At 43.8% G+C, this 25,574-nt stretch carries 16 protein-coding genes and 1 pseudogene; 3 read left to right on the top strand and 14 right to left on the bottom strand.

The genetic code is table 11. The annotated features are described in order from the left end of the window. Positions 1-14: 14 nt before the first annotated feature. The 4 genes and pseudogenes from LJ740_RS18490 to LJ740_RS18475 all read right to left on the bottom strand — a co-directional run. A pseudogene (locus LJ740_RS18490) lies at positions 15-465 on the bottom strand (SAM-dependent methyltransferase); the annotation flags it as partial. A gap of 231 nt (positions 466-696) precedes the next feature. Next, positions 697-2,424, bottom strand: coding sequence for a putative bifunctional diguanylate cyclase/phosphodiesterase (locus LJ740_RS18485; RefSeq protein WP_229530618.1), 1,728 nt, complete (start codon positions 2,422-2,424; stop codon positions 697-699). Next, on the bottom strand, positions 2,405-2,866 hold the full coding sequence (locus LJ740_RS18480) for a response regulator (protein ID WP_229530617.1): 462 nt from the start codon (positions 2,864-2,866) through the stop codon (positions 2,405-2,407). Before LJ740_RS18480 ends, LJ740_RS18485 begins: the two co-directional genes overlap by 20 nt. Beyond that, complete coding sequence (locus tag LJ740_RS18475; protein WP_229530616.1) at positions 2,853-4,421, bottom strand: ATP-binding protein; 1,569 nt, start codon at positions 4,419-4,421, stop codon at positions 2,853-2,855. Before LJ740_RS18475 ends, LJ740_RS18480 begins: the two co-directional genes overlap by 14 nt. A gap of 236 nt (positions 4,422-4,657) precedes the next feature. Between LJ740_RS18475 and yhbY the strand changes: the two genes are divergently transcribed. Next, complete coding sequence (gene yhbY / locus LJ740_RS18470; protein WP_229530615.1) at positions 4,658-4,957, top strand: ribosome assembly RNA-binding protein YhbY; 300 nt, start codon at positions 4,658-4,660, stop codon at positions 4,955-4,957. Between the two features lie 41 nt (positions 4,958-4,998). Here the strand turns inward: yhbY and LJ740_RS18465 are convergent, their stop codons facing one another. The 5 genes from LJ740_RS18465 to dapB all read right to left on the bottom strand — a co-directional run bounded on the left by LJ740_RS18465 (position 4,999) and on the right by dapB (position 18,506). Next, positions 4,999-12,447 carry an Ig-like domain-containing protein gene (locus tag LJ740_RS18465; RefSeq protein ID WP_229530614.1) on the bottom strand — a complete coding sequence of 2,483 codons (7,449 nt, stop codon included), beginning with the start codon at positions 12,445-12,447 and terminating at the stop codon, positions 4,999-5,001. 123 nt (positions 12,448-12,570) lie between these two features. Next, positions 12,571-13,047: a transcription elongation factor GreA gene (gene greA / locus LJ740_RS18460; protein ID WP_229530613.1), complete on the bottom strand. Its 477-nt coding sequence runs from the start codon at positions 13,045-13,047 to the stop codon at positions 12,571-12,573. Continuing rightward, positions 13,044-16,265 carry a carbamoyl-phosphate synthase large subunit gene (gene carB, locus LJ740_RS18455; protein WP_229530612.1) on the bottom strand — a complete coding sequence of 1,074 codons (3,222 nt, stop codon included), beginning with the start codon at positions 16,263-16,265 and terminating at the stop codon, positions 13,044-13,046. The genes greA and carB overlap by 4 nt, the downstream gene beginning before the upstream one ends. A gap of 12 nt (positions 16,266-16,277) precedes the next feature. Further along, positions 16,278-17,408 (bottom strand): glutamine-hydrolyzing carbamoyl-phosphate synthase small subunit, encoded by a 1,131-nt coding sequence (carA, locus tag LJ740_RS18450; protein WP_229530611.1) that lies wholly within the window; start codon positions 17,406-17,408, stop codon positions 16,278-16,280. Positions 17,409-17,705: 297 nt separating this feature from the next. After that, a complete protein-coding gene (gene dapB / locus LJ740_RS18445; protein WP_267498361.1) occupies positions 17,706-18,506 on the bottom strand; it encodes a 4-hydroxy-tetrahydrodipicolinate reductase in 801 nt (266 codons plus the stop codon). A 449-nt stretch (positions 18,507-18,955) separates the two neighbouring features. On the opposite strand from dapB, the gene LJ740_RS18440 reads away from it, so the two are divergent. Beyond that, positions 18,956-19,636 (top strand): cytochrome b/b6 domain-containing protein, encoded by a 681-nt coding sequence (locus tag LJ740_RS18440; RefSeq protein WP_229530610.1) that lies wholly within the window; start codon positions 18,956-18,958, stop codon positions 19,634-19,636. Positions 19,637-19,902: 266 nt separating this feature from the next. Here the strand turns inward: LJ740_RS18440 and LJ740_RS18435 are convergent, their stop codons facing one another. Then, positions 19,903-20,298: a RidA family protein gene (locus LJ740_RS18435; RefSeq protein ID WP_229530609.1), complete on the bottom strand. Its 396-nt coding sequence runs from the start codon at positions 20,296-20,298 to the stop codon at positions 19,903-19,905. Positions 20,299-20,466: 168 nt separating this feature from the next. Between LJ740_RS18435 and LJ740_RS18430 the strand changes: the two genes are divergently transcribed. After that, positions 20,467-21,048, top strand: coding sequence for a TetR/AcrR family transcriptional regulator (locus tag LJ740_RS18430; protein ID WP_229530608.1), 582 nt, complete (start codon positions 20,467-20,469; stop codon positions 21,046-21,048). A 146-nt stretch (positions 21,049-21,194) separates the two neighbouring features. On the opposite strand, the gene LJ740_RS18425 is transcribed toward LJ740_RS18430, so the two are convergent. From LJ740_RS18425 to grpE, 4 genes are all read right to left on the bottom strand, one after another. Next, positions 21,195-21,662: a c-type cytochrome gene (locus LJ740_RS18425; protein ID WP_229530607.1), complete on the bottom strand. Its 468-nt coding sequence runs from the start codon at positions 21,660-21,662 to the stop codon at positions 21,195-21,197. A gap of 133 nt (positions 21,663-21,795) precedes the next feature. After that, the gene (gene dnaJ, locus LJ740_RS18420; protein ID WP_229530606.1) at positions 21,796-22,920 is read right to left on the bottom strand and encodes a molecular chaperone DnaJ; all 1,125 of its coding nucleotides are present in this window, start codon (positions 22,918-22,920) and stop codon (positions 21,796-21,798) included. 151 nt (positions 22,921-23,071) lie between these two features. After that, the gene (gene dnaK / locus LJ740_RS18415) at positions 23,072-24,991 is read right to left on the bottom strand and encodes a molecular chaperone DnaK (RefSeq protein ID WP_229530605.1); all 1,920 of its coding nucleotides are present in this window, start codon (positions 24,989-24,991) and stop codon (positions 23,072-23,074) included. Between the two features lie 97 nt (positions 24,992-25,088). After that, on the bottom strand, positions 25,089-25,574 hold a 486-nt coding region (gene grpE, locus LJ740_RS18410; protein ID WP_229530604.1), incomplete at its 5' end, for a nucleotide exchange factor GrpE.

The following is a 25,574-nucleotide window of genomic DNA, read 5'->3' as shown; positions in this document are numbered from 1 at the left end:
AACCACGAAGGATACTATAGTTTCCAGCCGGTAGCTACAAGGTAGACTTCTCTTGAGCGCACTCTGGAGAAGTCTGGTTTGCGGGTTTTAATGACTTTGAAGGCCTGTTTAAGCACTTTAAAGTATTCATCAAAGCCTGCACCCTGAAATACGTTTATTACCAGTGCGCCATCCTTTTTTAGGGATTACTGGCACATATCAAAAGCCAATTCCACTAAGCACATCGCCCTGCTTAATCCACCGTAACATTATCATTCATGTTCGGTGCCATATCAGATGTAATAACATCTACGTTCTTTCCGTCGATCCTGTTCAGTAAGGTTTCAAGAACGCTCGCATCCCTGAAGCCCCTTGTAAAAAGTCAACAACCGTCATTCCCGGTTTTATTTGTTGATCTTTTTCCTGAATTTCTTAAATTTTAAATGCAGCTCGTAAGCGCAGACCTTGCTTATTGGTCTTGTTCACACAACCTTTTGCACATAATGGTCATCAAAATATTTTTAATCAGCGTTTATTGCTGGCTATGTGAGCTTTCCCTGGTCATTTAAATGAATCGATATTAAGGATACGAAGGAAATGGCGCTAGAATACAGCTTTTCAACCTATGGAATGAGATTTATTTGTAAATATAGTTTTCCTGAATAGCTTGATTTCAATAGCGCCTCATCGATTTTAGTAACATTATCACTAGTTTGCTTACATTGACGCGCAGCGAGGTGCTGCGGTTTCTTCTTCAGACTGCAAATATTTTTCGGTTAACTCTGCAAAAGAAATCGGTTTACTGTAAAAATATCCCTGTTGCTTTTCAGCCCGCAAGGCCCGGCAAAAATCTGCCTGCCATTGTTCCTCAATTCCTTCGATAACGACAACCGCTCCAATTGATTTACACATACTCACCAGGCTGCTCAGTAGGTTTTTGCGTTTACTGTCATCCTGTGACACTGGCACCACCGAACGGTCCATTTTTACCTGATTAATCGGAAAGTTAATCAGGTGGCTGATGGATGAGTAACCAGTACCAAAATCATCCAGAGAAATGGTAAATCCGGCAGTGGCCAATTCGGATATCATTCTTTTAGTCGCAAAATCATTGCTCAATAATGCCGTTTCTGTGATTTCCAATACCAAGTCGGACGGTGACACTCCCGCCTTACGGCACAAATCTACCAGTCGAACACTCAACTCCCATTGATTTAACTGTATTGGCGAAAAGTTAACAGACACGCGAATATCGTTATATCCCCTACTTTTCAGGCTGGCCAGGGTCTCAACCGCTTGTTTAAAAACAAATTCTCCCAGTTTATCAATAGTTTGGTTTTGCTCTGAAATAGGAATAAACTCATCTGGCCTGAAGTGTCCGAATGGGCTATTTTCAGGCCAGCGAACCAAAGCTTCCAATGACACCGTTTCACCAGATTCAGCAATAATAGGTTGGTACACTACATTAAATTCACCTCGATTCAGATGAAACTCCAGGCCTTCTTTCATCTTGCGCTGTTTTTCAATTTCTGCAGAAAGACTGGCATCGAATTCTGTCACGCTGTAGCCAGACTCGCCTTTCGCCTTGTGCAAGGCCAGATTAGCTTGCTTGATAATGTCTTTTTTAGATTTTTCATTGCCTAAAAACGTACAGCCAATACTGAAAGTACAATTGATCTCCACATCATCAAATGCAAAAGGAAAATCCAGCGCTTTTAGTAAACGGTTTAACAATCGACGTTTTTTAGTTTCAATGTCCTGGGCTTTGAACAGCACAGCAAATTCATTGGAGCCAACCCTGGCAACCTGGTCGTTCTTATCAACCACTTGTTTTATCCGTGCGGCGACTTGCTTCAGCAGTTCGTCACCCACTTCATGCCCGTAACACTCGTTAAAAAATTTAAAATTGTCCACATCCAAAAAAATAACCGCCCCTTCTTCGTACTCTGTATTGGAAGACAGCATTTTTTCCAATGCGGTCTCAAACGCAGTTCGATTGAACAATCGCGTCAGATTATCCATACGGGCAGCGATTTTACTGCGCTCCTGACTTTTGCGGACATGATATTCCAGCTCAAAACGCTTTCTCGCTAAATGAATTGTGCGTTGTAATCGTTGCTGGTTAATTTCGTTTTTCCCAAGGAAATCCTGAGCGCCTGCTTCAAGTGCTTTTTCTAACAATTCACTGTCATCATTGCCACTCATCAAAATGATGCCGCAAGGGTGCGAGAGATTGAGTGTTTTAATACCCGCCAAAACCTCTAACCCGTTTTTGTCAGGCAGTAAATAATCCAGAAGTACAATATCAAATTTAATATTGGTCAGCGCAGCCATTCCCTCCTGAGCTGTTGCGGTTTCAACGATTGAAGTGCCTGCCTGAGTTTGCAAAACCCTGACGATATCCTTGCGATCCACCATGTCATCATCAATTATAAGCACACGCATGATTGCCTCCTTTAGTAAGCGTTGGTAAATTCACCACTTGTCCAAAACCATCAATTAACTGCATCAGCCCTTCAAAGTCTTTACCTACGTTTTCTTTACAAATATATCCTGCAATGTTTCTGGCATAAGCTTTTTGAATATCCTCTCTACTGGATGAGGTAGACAGCATAAAAACGACCGTACGGCACAACGCGGTGTCATTCCTTAATTCCTCAAGAAATTCAAATCCATTCATCATCGGCATCTCAAGATCCAGGATAACGATAATGTCGCGATGTCTGGTGCGATTTCGCAAATACTTTAAACCTTCAACCGCATTGCTTTTACGCGTTAAGGTTTCCTGCAAATTCAGTTTAGTAAAGGCTCTTTTCACCGAAATGGCATCCACGTCATCATCATCAATTAACAATACTTCTAAGTCAGCGATACTATTTGCTCTCATCAATCAATCCCTCCCGACGTGCATAAACTGGCCATTGAATTTGGATTCGTGTCCCCCCAATTGGGCTATCTTCGATTTTCATATCGCCACCTGCAACGCTGAGCGTTTTAGTTACTATGGCTAATCCCATACCAGCCCCTTCCACTTCGTCTCTTGGGCGCAGTGTCTGAAATATTTTCACTACTTTTTCACGATACTCAGGGGCAATTCCGGGACCGTCATCATCTACACAAATCACGTAATTACGACTCTTGCGAGCCACTAAAACAGAAACAGTACCTTGTCCCTTGTGATGGTGCTTGACCGCATTTTGAATAAGATTGCGCAACACCAACTCAAAGGGTATAGACGGAAGCTGCACCACAACGTCATCAGCGGTAACCGTAAACTCCTGGCCAATATCTAAAAACTCCACAATACCTCTGGTCACATCAGCAACGGATATGTCATTGACTTTGTAGTTCATGCGTCCCAGTCGGGAATAATCTAACAGGTCATCCAGCAATCCACGCATCCTGTCGATGCGTCCACTTAATAGCTTAAAATACTCCTGGGCACTGGCATCCAGCTTTGACTGCAGGTCGTCCTTTATCCAGCCACAGATTTTTTCAACTGAATTTAACGGCGCTTTTAAATCATGTGATGCAATGTACGCAAAGTTTTCCAAATCTTCGTTGCTTTGCTTTAACTCAGATTTACTTTGCTCATGGCGTGTTACGTCTCGCGCTATGCCCAGAATATAGGCTCGACCATCATCTGCAATGTAGCGTTTCTTAATGGTCCACAGGATACAATTGCGGCCATCCGGCATGAGGATTTCTTCGAAAACCTCACTTTTTCCTTGCTCAAATGCGATTTTGTCCTGCTCGAGAAACGCTTCTGCATCTTCTGGCAAATAATCTTCCACAGTCGTCGTTCCAAGAATGTCCTGTGGGTTTTTTCCCGGATACAATTGCATAAACGAAGGATTCGCAAACACGATGCGAAACTGCTCGTCTTTTGCAAAAATCAGATCTTCATGAGCGGCGGTCAGCAGATGCGGAAACTCTAAACTCGACAAATAGTCAGGTCTGGCCGTTTGTTGCTGTAGGTACAGTTCAATACTTTTGGCTATCGCGGTAAAACCGCTCCATTCCGCACTTTGATCGGGCATATCGCCCTTACCAAAACCATAGAGCATGCCCACCGGATTATCGCTGCCAGACGTCAATAAAACGCCGACAAAGTACCCGGCGTGATCTGCAGATTTTAACAACCAACTGCCCTTAAAAGAGTCTTGCAAAGCGCGTTCATTGAAAAAGCACAGTGTTTTGGCTTCAATTACCTGACGATATATCAGATCCTCATCAGCCAGACCGTCTTCAAAATACCCCGTGCTTTGCGCTATTTTTTGAAAATGAACGTCTGTTAACGCGACCGCACAGGCACTGAGATTAAAAGTGGTTCTCAGGTAGTCGGTTAAATTTTCGATGTAGGATTTAAGGCTATCAGGTGCCAGCCCGACAGAGCTGGTAAACCGCAATATGTCCTCTGTATAAACGCCACAATCTGTCATCTTCAACACTGCAAAAACTTGATAATTGCTTTTAGCATAGTCATTAGTGTGGCTGTGCAAAATAGTACTTTAGTATATTTTTTATCCTCAATGTGCTTCCGGTTTTGCTCGTTTTCTTGTAAGAGATCGACAATTTTTTTATTGCTAAATAAGGAATGTGGTAATCTATAAGCAATATTAATCACATTTAAATCTCGCAAAATTTTTTGACGGGAATAGCTAATACAGAGAGTTTTATGCAACTGACAAACAAACAAAAACAACACCTGAAGGGATTGGCTCACAGTCTTAAGCCAGTGGTACTTTTAGGTGGGAATGGTCTGACCGAAGGGGTAATGGCTGAAATTGATGCAGCCCTGGCGCATCACGAACTAATTAAAGTCAGAGTTCCGTCTGAAGACCGGGAAGAAAAAAACCTGATAATGGACGCTATCGTTCGCGAATCTGGGGCAGTTAAAGTGCAAACCATCGGTCACATGTTGGTACTCTACAAGCAGTCGGAAGAGAAAAAGATCGAATTGCCGAAAGTAAAATAAAAGGATTCGCCCCATTCTGGGGCGAATTATTCTGCTTTTTGCTAGTTACCGTCGTCTTCAATTAGCCTGATGGTTACGTAACCAATGGATATTCCTCCAAACTCATCCTGAATCGTGTATCTAATGCTATCTAATCCGCCACAACATTCAGGGGCTGTATACCTAATTCCAAAGCCATTTTGTTGAACTTCTGCAATCCCTAATTTTGCGGAAGCACTAACCACTGAAATTGAATCACCATCTAAATCATAGTCATTATCCAATACCGGAAACAATGACTCGCTATTAAATCGCACTTCAAATTGTTCTGAGATTGCAACAGGTGCTTGATTCTCGCTAATAGTCAACGTTACAAAACCGCTATCCGAAGCCCCCATATCGTCAACAATTTTATAATTCAACCTGTCTGTACCACTGAATTTATTTGGGGAATGATATTGAACTGTTGTAGCGTCAATCAATCCGATTTCACCGTGTAAAGATGCAATTTCAAGTATTTGCAAAGGCATACCTTCGGGGTCGATATCATTTGCCAATAAGTCAAACAACGTGGTGACACCTTGCCGTATGACATAAGCATCATCATTCGCTACCGGAGGCATATTACTTCCTTTTGGTAAGCCAATATACCCCAAACTAGCGACAGCATAATTTTGTAGTCCATCCATATCATTACTCCCTCCATCTTGAATTGCCAACTTGAGACATTGGTACCCGCTCAACACTCCGGGTTTCCAACTGCTATCACGAACAGAAGGGCAAACCCCGTTAACCTGGTTAGCTGTATATATTTGATCATTTGCAGATAACAAAAAGTCATGCCAACCAACTGTCGAATTGAACTGTCGATACCAGGCACCAGTAGCAATCTCAGAATCAAGTGGTATTACAATTTCGGAGGTCCCTCCAAACCTTGCTATTTCATTGACCCGAAAGTCCACAGCAGAAGAAATAGCAGTAAAGTCTTGAGATTCTGTTGCTGAGGTAACTAATTCACTATTCAAAGCAATTCCGTCTGCTCCGTCTTCAATAGCATGCTCACCCAGAACTATGCACTCGCCAGTTAAAGTCTCAGCAAAGATGTATTCCTGAGCGTGGGAAGTTAGTTGAATCAGACTACAAGAATTTGTCGAATCCAGATAATCAGCAATCCCATCTGAGTCAGAATCCAGGAATCCTTCCATTAAATCCGGAATTGAATCGCCATCGCTATCTGCATGTGAAAGAGCAGGATATGATGTAACTAAATTTATAAATGTTTCAGTCTCGTTTTTCACAGAAGGGGCAACTGCAGATGTCACCACAACAGCAATTTTATTGACTCCCATTTCCATCTCCATGGGATTCAGCTCAAGAACAGAACTTGTTTCATCTTGAAGTACTGTTCCATTTAAAAACCATTGAATGCTTTCCCTGTCTCCAGAAATTACTGATGAAATTTTAGCGCTGACAACCAGGTTTTCTGCATTTTGTTCAACAATTGATTTCGGTACACCTTTTTGCGTTGCAATCAATGCTACTTTGGGTAGCATTTCATTTTCTGTGATTAACACAATAGATTCGTCATTACCTATATTTTGTGCATCACTTCTCAGTGTTACAACAATAGTCTCGTCGGCCTCTGCGACATCATCTTCAGCAATGTTAAAATCAATGAAAGCCACCATTCCACTTTCTATTATTAACTCACCTTCGGACAAGTCATGGTCGTCAATATCAGCTGTACCGGAAATTGAGTAGTTCAATATCACGGGATATTCTGGCGGCAGTCCATTTAGCTCCACTTTAATCGATACTGGATGCCCTTCCTGGACATAAACTTCATCCTCTATAGAAATAACTGGCCATACATTGATTTTCTGAAGAGCTGAAACTAAATCACCATTATCCAGTCTGGCCCGCCACTCTATTTGATGAGCTCCGCTGCTAAATAATAGGTCCTCACGATTTAAATGAACATCTAACTTATTGCCGAATGTGTCATGTGCGACCGCTTTTCCTGGTTCCACCCAAGTGAACTGGCCCTGAGCGTTTACTTCAATATCATCAGGGGGAGTAATAACAACCAGAGCATCCCCCGGTCCAGCGGAGACATTCACGGTTGCATTGGCTGAGCTCATTTCTCCTGCACTATCCACCAGTGTATATTGTAATGAAAGTGGCCCCTTAAATGCACTTCCAACATCTAGTTGCAACCTATCTTCTGCAACATATACACTGCCAAAACTAGTCGCTGCTGAGAACAATGTTAACTGGTCCTCTCCTGACAATAAGTCAACATCAGTATCATTAACTAACACATCAAGTAAGTACTGACCTGTCGACGACTTAATAAAGTTAAATGTATCGTCATTAGCTATAGGCGCGTCATTCACCGGTCGAATTTCAATATCAATTGTAACAGGCAAAGAATCCAAGTCGCCGTCATTTGCCATAACAGTAATCGAATCGGAGCCAAATACATCTGTGTAGGGTTGATAGTGAAGTGTTGCACCTGCAAAATGAGCATTGCCCAATTGCCCCTGGTTCACTACTCTTGCAGTAGTAGAATCACCATCGACATCGTTGATTTGTAAATTAAGCTGTGCCGGTTGGTCTTCCTCTAAAACAAGCGCTTCTGATACAATTATTGGTGCGACATTCACTCCAATAACTGTTAAATCAAAGCCATCCAAAGACTGAGAAAACTCATCGTCATAAACTGTTACCTGTATCCCCGGATAGAGTCCTTCTGCATCTTGTGGCACATTGCCTGATAACTCTCCCGTAATCTCATTTAACACCAGCCATTGTGGGTTATTCAACACCGAAAAACGAATGTCGTCGTTGTCCGGATCTTCTGCAGAAGGGGTAAATGAATAAAACTTCCCTTCATCAATGGATATTGTAGGTTGACCTCTTATCACCGGTGTATCATTTATGCCTAAAACTGACACCGAAAAGTTAGCAGCTTCTGAAGTTGCGATGCCATCAGAAACAGTTACGGTAAAATTATCCTCACCAAAGTAATCAGGATTAGGTGTATAGGTGATGCTTTCGTTATTGAGTGTAATGCTGCCATTGAAAGGATTTGAATCAATTTCGTAAGTTAACTCGTCACCATCACTATCTGTACCATTTAGGTCGATCACGATGGCGCTGTCTTCATCAACTTCAATCTGCTGCCCTAACAATTGTGGTTGAGCATTTGCGCGCGTTACATCGATATTAAATGCGGGTAGAGTGTTGTTCAAAACGCCATCACTAACCCCAATGACAATGTTAAGGTAGCGACCAATGTCGGCTTCGCTGGCCACCCCACTTAACAATCCCGTTGAAGTATTGAGGCTTAACCAGCCTGGAATATTCTGTCCGTAAAAAGTGAGATTTGTACTATCAATATCTTCTGCAAGTGCCGTAAACTGGTAGCTTTCTGACACCTGTATTTCAGCTATTGGTGAGCCAGAAATTACTGGTGCGTCATTTACAGAAACAACATTGTAGTCAATGATTACAGAATCACTATCCTTTCCATCCGTTACCACAACCGTGACACTGTCAGTACCAAAATAATCAGCATCAGGTGTATAGATTAAGGACGGCCTACCAGTACCAGAGAGTATGGCTACACCATTGATGGCCGGTGAGCTAATACTCCAATCGCGGCGATCGCCATCTTCATCAATGGCAGACAGGGATACCACCGATTGTGAGTCTTCATTTAAGGAAACAAAATGAGACTCTCCCAGGCTAATGACAGGAGGTGAATTTAAGTCTCTGACTTCAATACTAAACGCAGGTAGGGTCGCCGAGTATTCTCCATCAGAAACAGTTAAAATTATATCGCTGTAAATACCGGCGTCATTATTATCTGTTAGTCCAGAAATCGCTCCGGTTTCAGAATTCAATTGTGCCCAATAAGGTAAATTGCTCACTGAAAAAACTAAGTCAGTGCTATCTACATCGGTACTAATTGGAATAAATAAATAATCTTCACCTTCCAAAATACTGGTAACGGGTGACCCTGATATGGTTGGGGCATCATTGACCGCTTCAATTTCCAATTTACCAGCTGCTGTAACTGCAGAACCAATCTCAGATAAAGATATTTCGATAGGTAACTGGCCATTATCATTCTCATCGGGATTAAAAATGATCGCTTGTTGATCCTGCAAGTAGGCCTGAATAACATCAAATCTACCACCTATTTCAATTTTTCTCATGTCCTCAGATAAAGAGTAAGTTATGTCATAACTATCAGGACTACCACCAGTAATAACCCCACGCTCAACCTGGATTGTAAACACTGATTCCTCATAAGATTCATTTACCAAAACAAGTTGAGACAGATCAATGTTTCCGCTTACGTCTTCTTTTCCAGAAAAAGTGATAGTGTCGACAGAAAAAATATTGGGGTACATTGAGTCAAAAAAATACACAAGAACTTGCTGTTCAGTATCTTCTCTGAGCTTCAAAAGCTGACCATTCACAATACTAATGCTTAAGTTGTGGTTTTCAATTGACACAGGACTATACTGAATAGAGGAAAGTTCAAGACTGCCTATTGATTCACCAGCAGAAATAATAAGTGCATTGTTGGACAGTTGGTACTGCTCTCCTAAAACAGCGGTTCCAGAAAAGTCCAAAGGTATAGATACATCGCTATCCAGCGTTGCCGGGCTGCCATCTTCTCCTTTAATTTCAGCAACAATAGTAATTGTATCCACTTCCGCATTAGACATATAAGCTATATTCGAGGCTGAACCACTTAAAGAAAGTGATACTGTGGGTGTCGATTCAGCGAGTACAACTCTGATATTGGAGGAAGTGAGCTCTGTTAAATCCCCCTCTTCACCTGCAATAGTATCATTAGCCATAAACCGAATTGTAGAGCCATCGGGGAATGATGAACCCAAAGAAAGATTTGAAAACACCGCGACCCCATTTGCCGCAGTCACCGTAGTATTGCCCAAAAGTGTAACTGGATTGCCATTTTGATCTTCAGCATAAAGCGTTACCTGATCAACGAAGTCAACATCGGTCCGCCCGGCAGGATCCACAGCAGACACAGTTACACTCAGTTCATTTGATGTATTTTGAACAATTTGGGCGGGGATATCTGAGAAGTCCAATTTTGATGCGGCAATTTCCGCGACAAACGTGTCTCCGTAAAATGTTTCAGTGGCAGGGAACTCATTTGAAAGAATGTAAGCATCACTTGTATACAGATCAAGTATTTGAATATTTTCGTTTGGATCAATGGCTAACTGAAGCGTTTGTCCATCATTAAGCTCAAGCGCCGATGTTGACTTAGTTTTAAACGAAGCAAAAACCGAATATGTGAAATCAGCATAGTTATTGGCCCAAAACCAACAGCAATCAAAGACTACCTTACCATTTTCATATCGACCACTATATGACAATCTTTGTCCATGTGGACTAAAAGGCGCTTTAATATAGAAATTCAATAAATTGGGGTCGAGTGTGCCAAATGTTTGGAATTCAATTTTATTCATAGTCAGCGTAGGCAATTTTGTAGAAGATATGCCAATCTGAAATTCCAACAACTTCTTACCGGTATCAAATGAGGTTATTACTGTACTTGGAAATTCATTGCTACCAACTATTGAGACAGGGATAAATTCTACTTTTCGGTCTTTTAATTCGACATTTATTTCTAATTGCGCTGACGCAGGCGTACTATTACCATCAAAAAGTGAATAGTGGATGGTACGTGTGCCTGTAGTCGGATTATCATAATTGGCATTCCCATACTTAAGTGCTTCACTGAGCAATTCTGCAATATTCTCGGTCGTTGCATTTTCATTAAGTGCTACTTCTAAAGACTCGCCTGGGATAGCTATCGCGGCCGCAAGATGGCCAATAACAATATCATCGACGATAACACTGGCTCCGTTTTCACTACCATCAATATACTCCGAAAACAATGTTAGGTAGTCCTCATCTAAAACTACACCATCTCCAAAAGATATGGTGACTGAGCCATTATTGAAATTTGGACTGTCTACATCGCCGATACTGACTGAAGTAATTTTCTGAATAACCTCGCTATCGCCAAATACTGAGGGGACATCAGCATCATTCGGAAATGAAATAACTGGCGAAATTTGAGTGTTTGACGCAATTGCGGTTTGAACGGTGTAAGTGCCAGAAATACCTGTTGCACTGGCAACAAGACTTGCATTCTCAATTCCAACCGCTGCATTTGTAATGACCAGATTAGAAAATGTTGCTACGCCATTGACAGCATTGACTGTCGTTGTTCCAGATAAGGTACCTGGGTCTGATGAAGACAATGCGACGGTAACTTCTTCGTTGAAATCGGTATCCAGATTACCATATTGATCGGTAGCATGAATATTAATGGCAGGTTGAATTACTTCACCCGATACGGCGCTTGATGCAATTTGGATAAAATCTAATTCCGTCGCTTCCACTGAACTAATGAGGTTGCCTGAGATAACTGCTTCAGTAGCGGCAAAACCGGGAAACACATAATATGTTGCGTTTTCAGTTACGTAATTGATGTCCTGGTCGGCGTCAATGGTAAGAGTGAAAGATTCGTTATCAACAATACTTGCATCCTCTTTAAACCAAGCTTTCAGTTCAAATGTCTCTGTATTACCTTCACTAACATAAAAAAGAGTATTTTGAAGATACAGTTTCTCATTTTCGATCTTGTAATAAGATTCTCCCTCCTTCGAAAGCCATGGCCCTTCCAGAATAAATTCGAGATTGTCTAAGTCCAGATCCCCTTCAATATCAAATATCAATTCATTGAATAACAAATATGGAAAATCAGATTGAAATTTAGGTGGGGTGATATCAAATTCAACAAGAGTTACCGAACCAGCTTGACTTCGAGTTGTGGAATCCAATAAAACGTCACCAATTGGGTCAAATGTAAACAAAACGTTTTTTGGGGTAACGGAAATCTCCGTTGTAAAGCTGGCACTTTCTTCAACATTATTGGCGTCTGTCAGATTGACTTTTATTTCACGACTTCCGGTATAGTCAAAAGAGTTATCAAAAACTCCCCATAAAACTTGCTCAATCAAATACTCAATGTCATTGGCGTCAGCATTTTCATTTAGTAATATTAATACACGGTTACCAGGCTCTCTCAGGTTTTCAACAAGGGTGCCAACCTGCTGGTTGTCACCGTCGTAAACCTCACCACCTGCGGTTTCTTCATAGTTATAAGAGATGTGATTATAATATAACGTGAGGAACTCATTATCGCTATTTGAATGCTCAATAACCTCAATCGTAAGATACCCTCCACCTAACTCAATATCATCACTGATAGTAACGTTAACATTTGATAAAATAGATTGAGCAACTGCTGAGTCACTAAATAAATATGAACGAGGTGTGGCAGTGATATCAATTGTAGCTGCTGTAGATTTTGCGATAAAACCACAAAAAATAGTCATTACAATGATTAGCGAACAAACGCTTTTGGGCAGAATCCCAAACTGGGTTTTCATGCATCATTCCCTTGAAAATATCAGAAAAATAAAACAGCATTATACGCTGATAACTATGGATTAGAAACTACAAAAAAGCCGTTCATATTGAACGGCTTTTTAACTTACTTAACAAATAACTGCTTAGATATATTGTACTTCGATTATCTCGAATTCCTTTGCACCTGAAGGCGTCTGGATGGTTGCAACATCGTCCAGGCTCTTACCAATCAAACCACGAGCGATGGGTGAATTAACCGAAATCAGATTACTCTTGATATCGGCTTCATCATCACCCACGATGCGGTACGTGGTTTCGTCATCGGTATCCAGGTTTAACAGAGTAACAGTGGCTCCGAAAATGACTTTGCCATTGTTGGTCATCTTTTTAACATCAATAATCTGAGCATTACTCAGTTTACCTTCGATGTCCTGAATACGGCCTTCACAGAAGCTTTGTTGTTCACGGGCGGCGTGATACTCAGCATTCTCTTTCAAATCGCCATGCTCTCGCGCTTCGGCAATTGCATTCACAATTTGCGGACGCTTCACGGTTTTCAGTTCGTGCAACTCCGTCTTTAGCATTTCAGCCCCTTCGGCTGTCATCGGAATTTGATTCATTTAGTTATTCTCTTATGTAACTCCTGTACAGAATTAACATCATTGCGATCATCCGAAGCATGAGCGTTTATAGTGGCAAAAGCCCCGTTCATGGTGGTGGTATAAGCTACTTTATTCAGCAGTGCTTCTTTACGGATGTATACGGAGTCAGATATGGCCTGACGCCCTTCGGTCGTGTTAATTACGTAGCAGTATTCGCCGTTTTTGATGGCGTCAACAATATTTGGTCTGCCTTCAGACAGCTTGTTAACCACATCACAATCGACATTCGCGTTGTTCAATAACCGGGCGGTACCACTGGTGGCTTCCAGTGCGAAACCTTTTTGCAGCATAGCTTTACCCAGTTCTACAGCGCGATTTTTATCATTATCTCGCAAAGACAGCAAGACTTTACCTTTTTTCGGTAACGGCGTTCCTGCGCCCAGGTTGGCTTTAGCGTATGCCTGAACAAAGCTTTCGCCAACCCCCATAACTTCACCAGTAGAGCGCATTTCAGGGCCGATCAGCGGGTCCACGCCCTGGAATTTCGCAAAGGGGATCACCACTTCTTTGACTGAATAGTAAGGCGGGATCACTTCTTCCATCTCGTTTTGCTGCTGCAACGTCTGGCCCACCATGGTACGCGCGGCAATCTTAGCTAAAGGCTTGCCGGTTGCTTTGGACACAAAGGGAACAGTCCGGGCGGCACGAGGATTTACTTCAATCAGATAAACCTCACCATCTTTCACCGCAAACTGGGTATTCATCAAGCCGATGACACCCAGCTCCAGCGCCATGTCTTTAACCTGCTGACGCATCACATCCTGTACTTTTTTGGGCAAACTATAGGAAGGCAGTGAACAGGCAGAGTCGCCAGAATGAACACCGGCTTGCTCGATGTGTTCCATAATGCCACCAATTGTTACGTCTTTGCCGTCACAAATAGCATCCACGTCCACTTCAATGGCATCATCCAGGAATCGATCTAGTAGTACCGGAGAATCGTTAGATACACTCACGGCTTCATTCAGATAGCGTTTTAAATCCTGAATGTCGTACACGATTTCCATTGCGCGACCACCCAGTACATAAGAAGGGCGTACTACCAATGGGAATCCGATGTTTTCAGCTTCCGCCAGTGCCTGTTCCATATTGCTGACAGTCGCATTGGCGGGTTGTTTCAGTTGCAGCTTGTGCACCATCTGCTGGAAGCGCTCGCGATCTTCTGCGCGATCAATGGCATCTGGTGGCGTACCAATAATAGGCACTCCCGCTTCTTCCAAAGCTCTGGCCAGCTTAAGCGGTGTTTGACCACCATACTGAACAATAACGCCCTTAGGCTGTTCAACCCGGACGATTTCCAATACATCTTCCAGAGTCACCGGCTCAAAATATAAACGATCGGACGTATCATAGTCAGTAGAAACGGTTTCCGGATTACAGTTAACCATAATGGTTTCGTAACCGTCTTCACGCAACGCCAGTGAAGCGTGAACACAGCAATAATCGAATTCAATACCCTGACCGATGCGGTTTGGACCGCCACCTAAAACGACAATTTTATCCTTATCAGATGGATTGGACTCACACTCTTCATCATAGGTAGAGTACATGTAAGCAGTCGTAGTGGAAAACTCTGCCGCGCAGGTATCAACTCGCTTGTAAACGGGCAATACCTGGTTCTTAACCCGTAGGTCACGAACATCAGATTCAGCCAGTTTTGTTAAATCAGCAATGCGGGCATCGGCAAAACCTTTGCGCTTAATTTTTCTGAGAAAATCACCTGTTAAGGCAGCAACGCCTTGATGCTGCATGTGGTTTTCCAGATTCACGATGTCTTCAATTTGCACCAGGAACCATCGGTCGATATTGGTAAGATTGAACACTTCATCCACTGACATCCCAAAACGGAACGCGTCTGCAATGTAAAAAATGCGCTCGGCGCCAGCTTCAGTGAGTTCTCTCACTAACTGGTTTTTAGCATCTGCCGCTTCCAGGTCGAGGATTGGATCAAAGCCATTTACGCCGATTTCTAAACCGCGCAATGCTTTTTGCAATGATTCCTGCTGATTGCGGCCAATGGCCATCACCTCACCCACTGATTTCATCTGGGTAGTCAAGCGGTCATTTGCACCGGAGAACTTTTCAAAGTTAAAACGTGGAATTTTGGTAACCACATAATCAATCGCAGGTTCGAAAGATGCCGGGGTCAGCCCGCCGGTGATATCGTTAGCCAGCTCATCCAGGGTATATCCCACTGCCAGCTTGGCCGCTACTTTTGCAATCGGGAAACCCGTGGCTTTAGAGGCCAGTGCAGATGAACGTGAAACACGCGGGTTCATTTCGATGATAACCAAACGTCCGTCTTCAGGATTAACGCCAAACTGTACGTTTGACCCGCCGGTTTCAACGCCGATTTCACGTAATACCGCCATGGCGGCATTTCGCATAATCTGAAATTCTTTATCTGTTAAGGTTTGCGCAGGAGCAACGGTAATGGAGTCGCCGGTGTGAATACCCATAGGGTCAAAGTTTTCGATGGTACAGACAATGATGCAGTTGTCGTTTTTGTCACGCACCACTTCCATTTCGTACTCTTTCCAACCAATCAGTGATTCATCAATCAACAATTCGTTAGTGGGTGAAAGATCCAGACCGCGACGACAAATTTCTTCAAACTCGTCAACGTTATAAGCGATACCACCGCCTGTTCCACCCATTGTAAAAGATGGACGAATGATACAAGGGAAACCGATTCGGCTTAGTACGTCGTGGGCTTCTTCCAGCGTGTGAGCGATCTCTGCGCGAGGACACTCAAGGCCAATAGACTTCATGGCCTTGTCGAAGCGCTCGCGATCTTCAGCTTTATCTATGGCATCAGCTGTCGCACCAATCATTTCTACGTTGAATTCAGCCAGTACGCCGTGCTTTTCCAGATCCAGAGCACAGTTCAGTGCTGTCTGACCACCCATGGTGGGTAACACCGCATCAGGGCGTTCTTTGGCAATAATGTTTCTGACCACTTCCCAGTGAATTGGCTCGATGTAGGTTGCATCAGCCATTTCCGGATCTGTCATGATAGTGGCAGGATTGGAGTTAACCAGAATTACCCGATAGCCTTCTTCGCGAAGGGCTTTACACGCCTGAGCACCCGAATAATCGAATTCACAAGCCTGACCGATGACGATTGGGCCTGCGCCCAGAATCAAAATACTTTGTATGTCGTTACGTTTTGGCATTGTCAGATCCTGTTACTTACGTGCTTGCATGAGTTCAATAAAGTGGTCGAATAACGGCGCGGCGTCATGAGGTCCCGGGCTGGCTTCAGGGTGTCCCTGAAAACCAAAGGCAGCTTTGTCATTGCGATGAATACCCTGCATTGAGCCATCAAACAAAGAGGTATGAGTGACTTCCAGATTATCAGGCAAGTTACTTTCTGAAATGGCAAAACCGTGATTCTGGCTGGTGATCATGACCACACCACGTTTGTGGTCTTTTACCGGATGGTTTGCGCCGTGATGACCGAATTTCATTTTCTCAGTAGTCGCACCCGATGCTAAACCTAACAACTGATGCCCTAAACAAATACCGAACACCGGAATATCAGTCTCAAGAATTTGTTGAATTGCTTTGATGGCATAATCACAAGGCTCTGGGTCACCAGGACCGTTGGATAAAAATACGCCGTCTGGATTTAACGCTAATACTTCTTCAGCAGAAGTTTGCGCTGGCACTACCGTTAATTTACAACCTCGGGCTACCAACATACGCAAAATATTACGCTTTACACCGAAATCGTAGGCAACCACGTGAAAGTCTGGGTTTTCTTGTAACTCAGAATGCCCCTTCCCTAGCTCCCATACGCCTTCTTTCCACTCGTACTTTTCTTTAACTGAAACCACTTTCGCCAGGTCCATACCCTTCAGGCCAGGGAATTCCTGAGCCATTTTTAAGGCCTTCGCTTCATCCAGATCTGCTCCGGTGATAATACAGCCGTTTTGTGCGCCTTTATCACGCAGAATACGGGTCAGGCGTCGTGTATCAATATCCGCGATACCCAATACATTTCGCGCTTTTAAATAGTCAGATAATGATTGTTCGCTGCGGAAATTGCTGGTAACGAGTGGCAAGTCACGAATGATAAGCCCCTTAGCCCAGATTTGTTCAGATTCTTCGTCTTCTGAATTGACACCTGTGTTACCTATATGTGGATAGGTTAAAGTGACAATTTGTTCCGCGTAGGAGGGATCAGTAAGAATTTCCTGATATCCCGTCATCGAAGTGTTAAATACCACTTCTCCAACTGAAATACCTTCGGCTCCAAATGCAGTGCCTTTAAAGACAGAGCCGTCTGCAAGTACAAGTAGCGCTGAATGCGTCAAGATAACCTCCCAAATGCGGTAATATTAACGTAGCCAGTCTGCCAAACACCCATAAAAAACGGGCTGTTTCTAAGCTTATTACTAAACTTATTCACATCCCGTTTTTCTGGCTAAACTGATATTTTTTTGAGTACAACTTAGGTTCAACCTAAATTTATGGCAAATTCCGCGTATTGTAGAGCAACATCGCAAATTGGTCCATATTTAATTTGGTTTTTTATCCTTTTAAGGCCTTTAACACGTTTTCCTATCCAAACGGTCAAAAATTCCAGTTAACATTTCATAAACATGCTTGTTTTAGCCTTTTAAGCCTAAAACATCTTGCATGTCATAAAGCCCAACTGGCTGGTTTACAAGCCACTTAGCAGCCCTGACTGCACCTTTGGCGAAGGTTAAGCGACTAGACGCTCTGTGGGTCAACTCTATACGCTCACCCAACTCTGCAAACATGGCGGTATGCTCGCCGACGATATCGCCGGCACGGATGGTGGCAAAGCCAATAGTCTGTGGATCACGTTCACCTGTGTCGCCTTCACGGCCATAGACAGCGCACTCGTTTAAATCCCGCCCCAGTTCGTCTGCAATCACTTCACCAATCGCCACAGCGGTGCCTGAAGGTGCGTCTTTTTTAAAGCGATGATGAGCTTCCCAAATTTCGATATCAGCAGTCTGCCCCATTACCCTTGCGGTCTGGCGTACCAGATTAAATAACAGATTTACGCCAATACTCATATTCGCGGCAAATACCACTGGAACTGACTGCGCAGCTTCTGCAATCAACGTTTTTTGCTGTTCATCAAGTCCGGTAGTTCCGACTACAACCGGACGCTGCTGTGCCACACATAATTCCAGATTCGCTGCCAGCGCTTCTGGCAGCGTAAAGTCTATCATCACATCAACGGGTAATTGACTGCTATCAGAAGTCGTTAATATGCCCTGCTTAGCTGTGCCTGCCAACTCGCCAATATCAAATCCCTGCCATTTTGACGACGCTCTGACATGTGCATAATTGAGGTTGATATCTTGTTCCTGCAAATGGGCTTCAATCAACGCCCTGCCCATACGCCCATTGGCACCAAATATTCCACTGTTTACCAGACTCACCGGTTTACTCTCTGCTACATAATTTGCTGCCGATACTAGCGTTTTAGCGCTGTATTTTCCATAAATGCATGAGAACAAAAGGCTATAATATCAATCAAAATACCTGACATTAACCGAAGTTAAAAAACCACAGAAATACGTTAGACTTGGGCGCTGGGAGGAAGTAATACCAATCCCACTAAATATTTAATCACTCAGCGTTTGTCTCAGAGCCGCGAGGTCAAGGCGCGTGACTGAAGTAATACTGGTGGTCTTGCAAACGTCACGCAACAAAGAGATCGCGGCTCTGAGCAACGTCGAAGATGGGTTTGAAACGCATTTATGCTACGTTAGATGCTCTTGATTTAGAACCACTAAACCTGTAAACATCTGCCTTGCCTAAACGCGTTTCAATTCCCACTGAGTTGGTCAAATATTTAGTGGGATTGGTATATGGAAAGAGAATGAATCCAAATAATAAAAAATCGTTACTGGTTTGGGACCTGCCGGTTCGGCTGTTTCATTGGCTTTTGGTCTTAGCTTTAGCCGGTCTATGGTTTACCGGTGAGCAAGGGGATGATTGGCTCACCTGGCATTTTTATCTCGGTTATTTTGTACTGGGGTTAATTCTGTTTCGGATTTTGTGGGGTGTTTTCGGTACCCGTTACGCCCTGTTTAAACAGTTTATTGTTTCTCCAATTAAAGCGATTAGCTCAATCAGACAACAACAGGATAGTCCGGGACATACGCCACTAGGTGGTTATATGGCGTTATTGTTGATGTTGGCAGTGCTACTGCAAGCCATTAGTGGTTTGTTTACCAGCGACGAGATCTTTACCGATGGCCCCTGGCGAAGTGCTTTAAGTGCTGAGTATCAGGACTTAGCTGACTGGGCTCACCACAACCTGTTCACTTTGATTCAGATTGCGGCCGCCATTCACATTGCCGCCGCCTTCTACTATTTATTGTTCAGGAAAAATAATCTGATCATGGCCATGATCAATGGCAAGAAAATGATTGACGAAGAGCAAAGCATTGCGTCTTCAAAATTGTGGCTGGCACTGGTTATGCTGTTGATAGCAGCAGCAATTTTTTATGTTTTGATTACCCTTGCGCCTGAGGCGAGCCTCGATGACTATTATTGATTGCCAGTGTGAATCACCTAAGCAAAACGAGTAATGTGCAACAGATTGTCCTCTTTATTCTCTTTGTGAACTACCCGTCTCCTGTTTAAGATCAGGGCAGTATTAGCCGCATAAGTACATTCATGGCATTTCATGTGAGGGATTGTGAAACCTATCCGGCCACAATTCAACTCACCGAATGCCACAAACGTTCTCTTCAGAATTAATTAAACTTACGACTACCTCAATACCGTGACGAACAAAGGAGCCTCGTTTTCAGGTTGGTTTTACGGAATTTTTGCAATCACTTTAATTTCGAAGTCAAATCCTGATAACCAGGTCACCCCTACGGCAGTCCAGTTGGGATAAGGCTTAGAGTGGAATATCTCTTCCTTCACCTGCATAATGTCAGGAAATTGCTTTTCCGGATCGGTATGGAAAGTTGTAACATCAACGATGTCGTCAAACGTACATCCAGCCGAGGCTAAAACACTGTTTAAGTTTTCGAACGCCAACTCAACTTGTTTCTTAAAATCAGGCTCAGGGCTTCCGTCAACATGGCTGCCTACCTGTCCGGATACAAAAAGTAATTCCCCTGACTTTATTGCCGCTGAATAACCATGTGCATCATAAAGTGCATGGCGGTAAGATTCGGCAGGATAAATAGCATTGCGTTTTGACATTGCAAAATCTCCAAAATATTTATAAATCGATATAGGTTTGACTACAACAGAGTCTGTGGTCAGTGAGTAACTCTCAACCTCACATACGTAGCGTATGTGAATATAATTAACATACACGCCGTATGTCAATTTCACATACATATCGTATATGAATGGATTAGTAAAAAAATGAATAAACGATTAGAGAAAATGGTCGAAAATCGGGCCAAAATGATTTCAGCCGCCAGGGCGGCTTTTGCAGAAAAAGGGTTTGCCGCTGCATCTATGGACGAGTTAACGTCCAGCGTAGGGTTAACACGTGGAGCGCTATATCATAACTTTGGTGATAAAATCGGCCTACTCGCTGCAGTAGTTGAGCAAATTGATTCTGAAATGGCTGCGAAAGCCAAGGCTAAAGCCACTGTGGTTGATGGTGCATGGGAAGGCCTGATGGCGGAAGGTAAAGCCTACATTGAAATGGCTATGGTCCCTGAAGTTCAGCGAATCGTTCTGCTAGACGGCCCTGCATTTTTAGGTGATCCATCGCAATGGCCAAGCCAAAGTAGCTGTCTGCAATCAACGATTAACACCGTTAGTAATTTGGTTGATTCCGGCCATTTAAAACCGGTAGATGTAGAAGCAATCTCGAGGCTACTTAATGGCGCAGCACTCAATGCAGCGCTATGGGTGGCAGCCAGTGATAATCCTGAAGAAATTCTACCCAGAGCAATAGACGCCTTCGAAGTCTTGGCAAGCGGATTACTCAAATAAACTCAGATTACTGCTGACAACGCATACGCCATTTGGTCATTATTCACTGCTATTCAGAGCCGGTAAATTCAGGTTTGATTATCAATATGGCTGTCAAACTCAGGTATTTGGAAAAACCTGAGCTAATCAGCCTAGGTATAATTTGCTTACTCAGCCTTAAACACGTCGTGGCAGCCTTTACAGCTTTTACCAACACCACCGATGGCGGAGCGAAACTGGGATTCATCTCCGGCTTTTGCAACAGCCTGTAATCGTTGCGCAGCGGTAGTTAACGCCTGAATTTTTTCGTTGAAGTTGTCAGGCTCTTCCCAGATTTTGTCTAAAGCATCGGTTTCCAGTTTATGCTCTCTGGTATCTGTGGCCAGGTAGTCAGCAATCATTAAACTTAATTGCTCCAAGCGCATGCCGTTTTTTTCCATCACCGCCGCATCAAAAGGTTTAACCCCCTTCGCCATGGCGCCTAAATCTCCCATGTTGCTGCGAATCAGCTGAAATAAAGATTGTCTGAACTTAAGCGCGTTACGGGCTTCTTTAACAGAAGCCGCTTCCTCTTCGGCAATTGCCACTGAAGAAAGTAGCGAAAACGAGAGCATTAGCGCGATAATTTTTTTCATAGTTAACCTGTTGTATTAGTTTTTGGAAGGTATGCCTTATTAAAAACGTTAAAAGCCAGTTAATAAAGGCCTGAAAACAAAAAACCCTCCAAAAAAGAGGGTTTTCTCAACATTAATCCGGTTCGATTAGTCTTTAGCCTTTCAGATCATCAAAAAACTGTTTAACGCTGTCGAAAAAGCCTTTTTCCTTTGGACGATACTTTTCCTTTTCGGAATCCATCGTTGAATCAAATTCTTTTAACAGCTCGATTTGACGGCTATTCAGGTTTACCGGCGTTTCCACCAATACCTTACACATCAAATCACCCACAGCGCCACTACGTACTGATTTAACGCCTTTGCCACGCAACCGGAACATTTTACCAGTTTGAGTTTCCGCCGGTATCTTCAACTTAACCTGACCATCCAGAGTAGGTACTTCCAGTTCGCCACCTAAGGCTGCCATGGTAAAGCTCAGCGGAACTTCACAGTACAGGTTGTTTTCGTCGCGAACAAAGATTTCATGATCGCGCACATTTACCTGAACATATAAATCACCAGGAGGTGCACCCGCTTCTCCGGCTTCACCTTCACCGGAAAGACGAATTCTGTCACCCGTATCCACGCCTGCAGGAATCTTAACCGACAAGGTTTTGGTTTCTTCTACGCGACCATGTCCATGACACTTGCGGCAGGGATCTGAAATGATTTTGCCTTTACCGGAACAGGTAGGACAGGTTTGCTGAACCGCAAAAAAGCCCTGACGCATCTGTACCTGGCCGTTACCGTGACAGGTGGGACAGGTTGTCGGTGAAGTACCTTTTTTAGCCCCTGAACCGTCGCAAGAATCACAGGATACCAGGGTGGGTACCTTGATTTCGACTGATTTACCTCTGACGGCATCTTCTAACGACATTTCCAGGTTGTAGCGCAAATCAGCGCCCTGTCTGGCACGTCGACGACCGCCACCACGGCCACCACCGAAGATATCACCAAACACATCGCCAAAAATATCACCGAAGTCAGCCGCACCGGCTCCTGCCCCGCGATTAGGATCAACACCGGCATGACCAAACTGATCATAGGCAGCGCGTTTGTCTTTATCGCACAGGATTTCATAAGCTTCCTGGATTTCTTTGAACTTCTCTTCCAGTTCTTTATCGCCCGACGTACGGTCAGGGTGATATTTCATTGCCAGGCGCTTATATGCCTTCTTAATTTCGCGTTCTTCGGCGCTTTTACTGACACCGAGTACTTCGTAATAATCTCTTTTTGACATGGAGATAATATGTCCCGTCTTTAACCTTGCTTCAGAAATCTTGAACAGATTTCCGTTTCAGATAGTAAACCTGTTAACACAAACAAGGGCGCAGTCTGAGGTGCGCCCATGTTTCAAGTAACAGCATCACAATTCTGATGCTGTCTTTTTCTTACTTTTTGTCGTCTTTAACTTCTTCAAACTCAGCGTCAACAACATCGTCCTGAGGTTTACCAGATGACTTAGCACCTTCACCGGCAGCAGCTTCGGCCGCTTGCGCAGTCTGTGCGGCTTCCATCAGCTTGCCAGACGCCTGGATTAGCTCCTGAGTCTTGGCTTCGATTTCCGCTTTGTCTTCGCCTTTTGCCGCTGTTTCCAGCGCAGAAAGTGCGGTTTCAATCGCAGATTTGTCTTCTGCACTTAACGCGTCACCAGACTCTTCCAACTGCTTCTTGGTGCCGTGAATCATAGCGTCAGCCTGGTTACGTGCCGATACCAGTTCTTCGAACTTCTTATCTTCCGCCGCATTGTCTTCGGCGTCACGTACCATTTTTTCCACTTCTTCATCACTCAGACCAGAAGAAGCCTGGATAGTGATCTTCTGCTCTTTGCCAGTATCTTTATCTTTCGCAGATACGTGCAAGATACCGTCAGCATCGATATCGAAAGTAACTTCGATTTGTGGTTCACCACGACGTGCCGGACGAATACCTTCCAGGTTAAACTGACCCAGAGACTTATTACCAGAAGCTTGCTTACGCTCACCCTGCAGTACGTGTACCGTTACTGCTGCCTGGTTGTCATCAGCGGTTGAGAACGTTTGCGATTTCTTAGTAGGAATCGTGGTGTTTTTCTCAATCAGTGGCGTCATCACGCCGCCCATAGTTTCGATACCCAGAGATAGTGGCGTTACGTCAAGTAACAATACGTCTTTTACTTCACCGGCTAGTACGCCGCCCTGAATCGCTGCACCTACGGCTACCGCTTCATCCGGGTTCACGTCCTTACGTGCTTCTTTGCCGAAGAACTCAGTTACGTATTTCTGTACCAGAGGCATACGTGTCTGACCACCCACCAGTATGATGTCGTGAATCTCAGAAACTGACAGGTCAGCATCCGCAAGAGCTTGTTTAACCGGCTCAAGAGACTTCTTAACCATGTCTTCAACTAAAGACTCTAACTTGGCACGTGTTACCTTGATAACTAAGTGTTTAGGACCAGAGGCATCAGCTGTGATGTAAGGCAAGTTAACTTCTGTTTGTTGCGCAGAAGACAATTCAATCTTGGCTTTTTCACCCGCTTCTTTCAGACGCTGCATCGCTAATGGATCTTTGCGCAGATCGATACCCTGATCTTTCTTAAACTCGTCTACCAGGTAAGTGATAACACGGTTATCGAAATCTTCACCACCTAAGTGAGTATCACCGTTTGTGGCCAGTACTTCGAAAGTGTGCTCGCCTTCAACTTCATCAATCTCGATGATTGAAATATCGAAGGTACCACCACCTAAGTCATAAACAGCAACAATGTTGTCGCCTTTCTTCTTGTCCATACCATAAGCCAGTGCCGCAGCAGTTGGCTCGTTGATAATACGTTTAACTTCTAAACCTGCGATACGACCAGCATCTTTAGTGGCCTGACGCTGAGAATCGTTGAAGTAAGCAGGAACAGTGATTACCGCACCAGTTACTGGCTCACCCAGATAATCTTCTGCTGTTTTCTTCATTTTCTTCAGCACTTCAGCAGATACCTGAGGTGGTGCCATCTTTTCGCCTTTGGCTGCAACCCATGCATCACCGTTATCAGCCTTAACAATTTCATAAGGCATGATGTCGATGTCGCGCTGAACCTCAGCATCTTCGAAACGACGACCAATTAAACGCTTGATAGCGAATAAGGTATTTTTCGGGTTTGTCACCGCCTGACGTTTAGCTGGCTGACCAACTAAGGTTTCACCATCTTGTGTATAAGCGATGATGGAGGGAGTTGTGCGATCCCCTTCCGCATTTTCAATAACTTTTGCTTTGTCACCGTCCAGTACTGCAACACATGAGTTTGTAGTACCCAGGTCGATACCAATGATTTTACCCATCAGGATGTCTCCAACTTAAAATTCTTTAAAACTGTATTTTTAATAGGGTTGCTCAGCGTTTTTTCAACAAAGCCGAACCCAGTTTTTTGCATTTTTTTTACGCTTCGGTATTTACACCGTCGGAAGCAGCGCGAGAAACAGCTACCATAGCCGGTCTCACCAGACGACCATTTAACTGGTAGCCCTTCTGCATCACAGCGATTACTGTATTTGGTGCAACGTCCGCGGATTCCTGCATAGACATAGCCTGATGCAGTTCCGGATTAAAAGGTTGTCCTTGCGGATCGATAACTTCCAAACCAAATTTTTGCACTGTTGCCACAAATGATTTGTGGGTAAGTTCAACACCTTCCAAAATTGGCTTCATTTCGTCACTGGCATTATCAGAAGCCTGTAACGCGCGCTCCAGGTTGTCGATAACAGGTAACAACTCTCCGGCAAAACGCTCTAAAGCGAACTTCTTAGCTTTATCTACTTCGCCTTCTGCGCGGCGACGGGCATTTTCTGCTTCCGCTTTGGCGCGCAACACTGAATCCTGCTGTTCAACCACAGTTGCCTGTGCTTTAGCCAGCTCAACTTCCAA

Source organism: Planctobacterium marinum, from assembly GCF_020687805.1.
Classification (GTDB): domain Bacteria; phylum Pseudomonadota; class Gammaproteobacteria; order Enterobacterales; family Alteromonadaceae; genus Planctobacterium; species Planctobacterium marinum.
The sequence above is the reverse complement of the archived record's forward strand: the minus strand, read 5'-3'. Positions and strand labels throughout refer to the sequence as shown.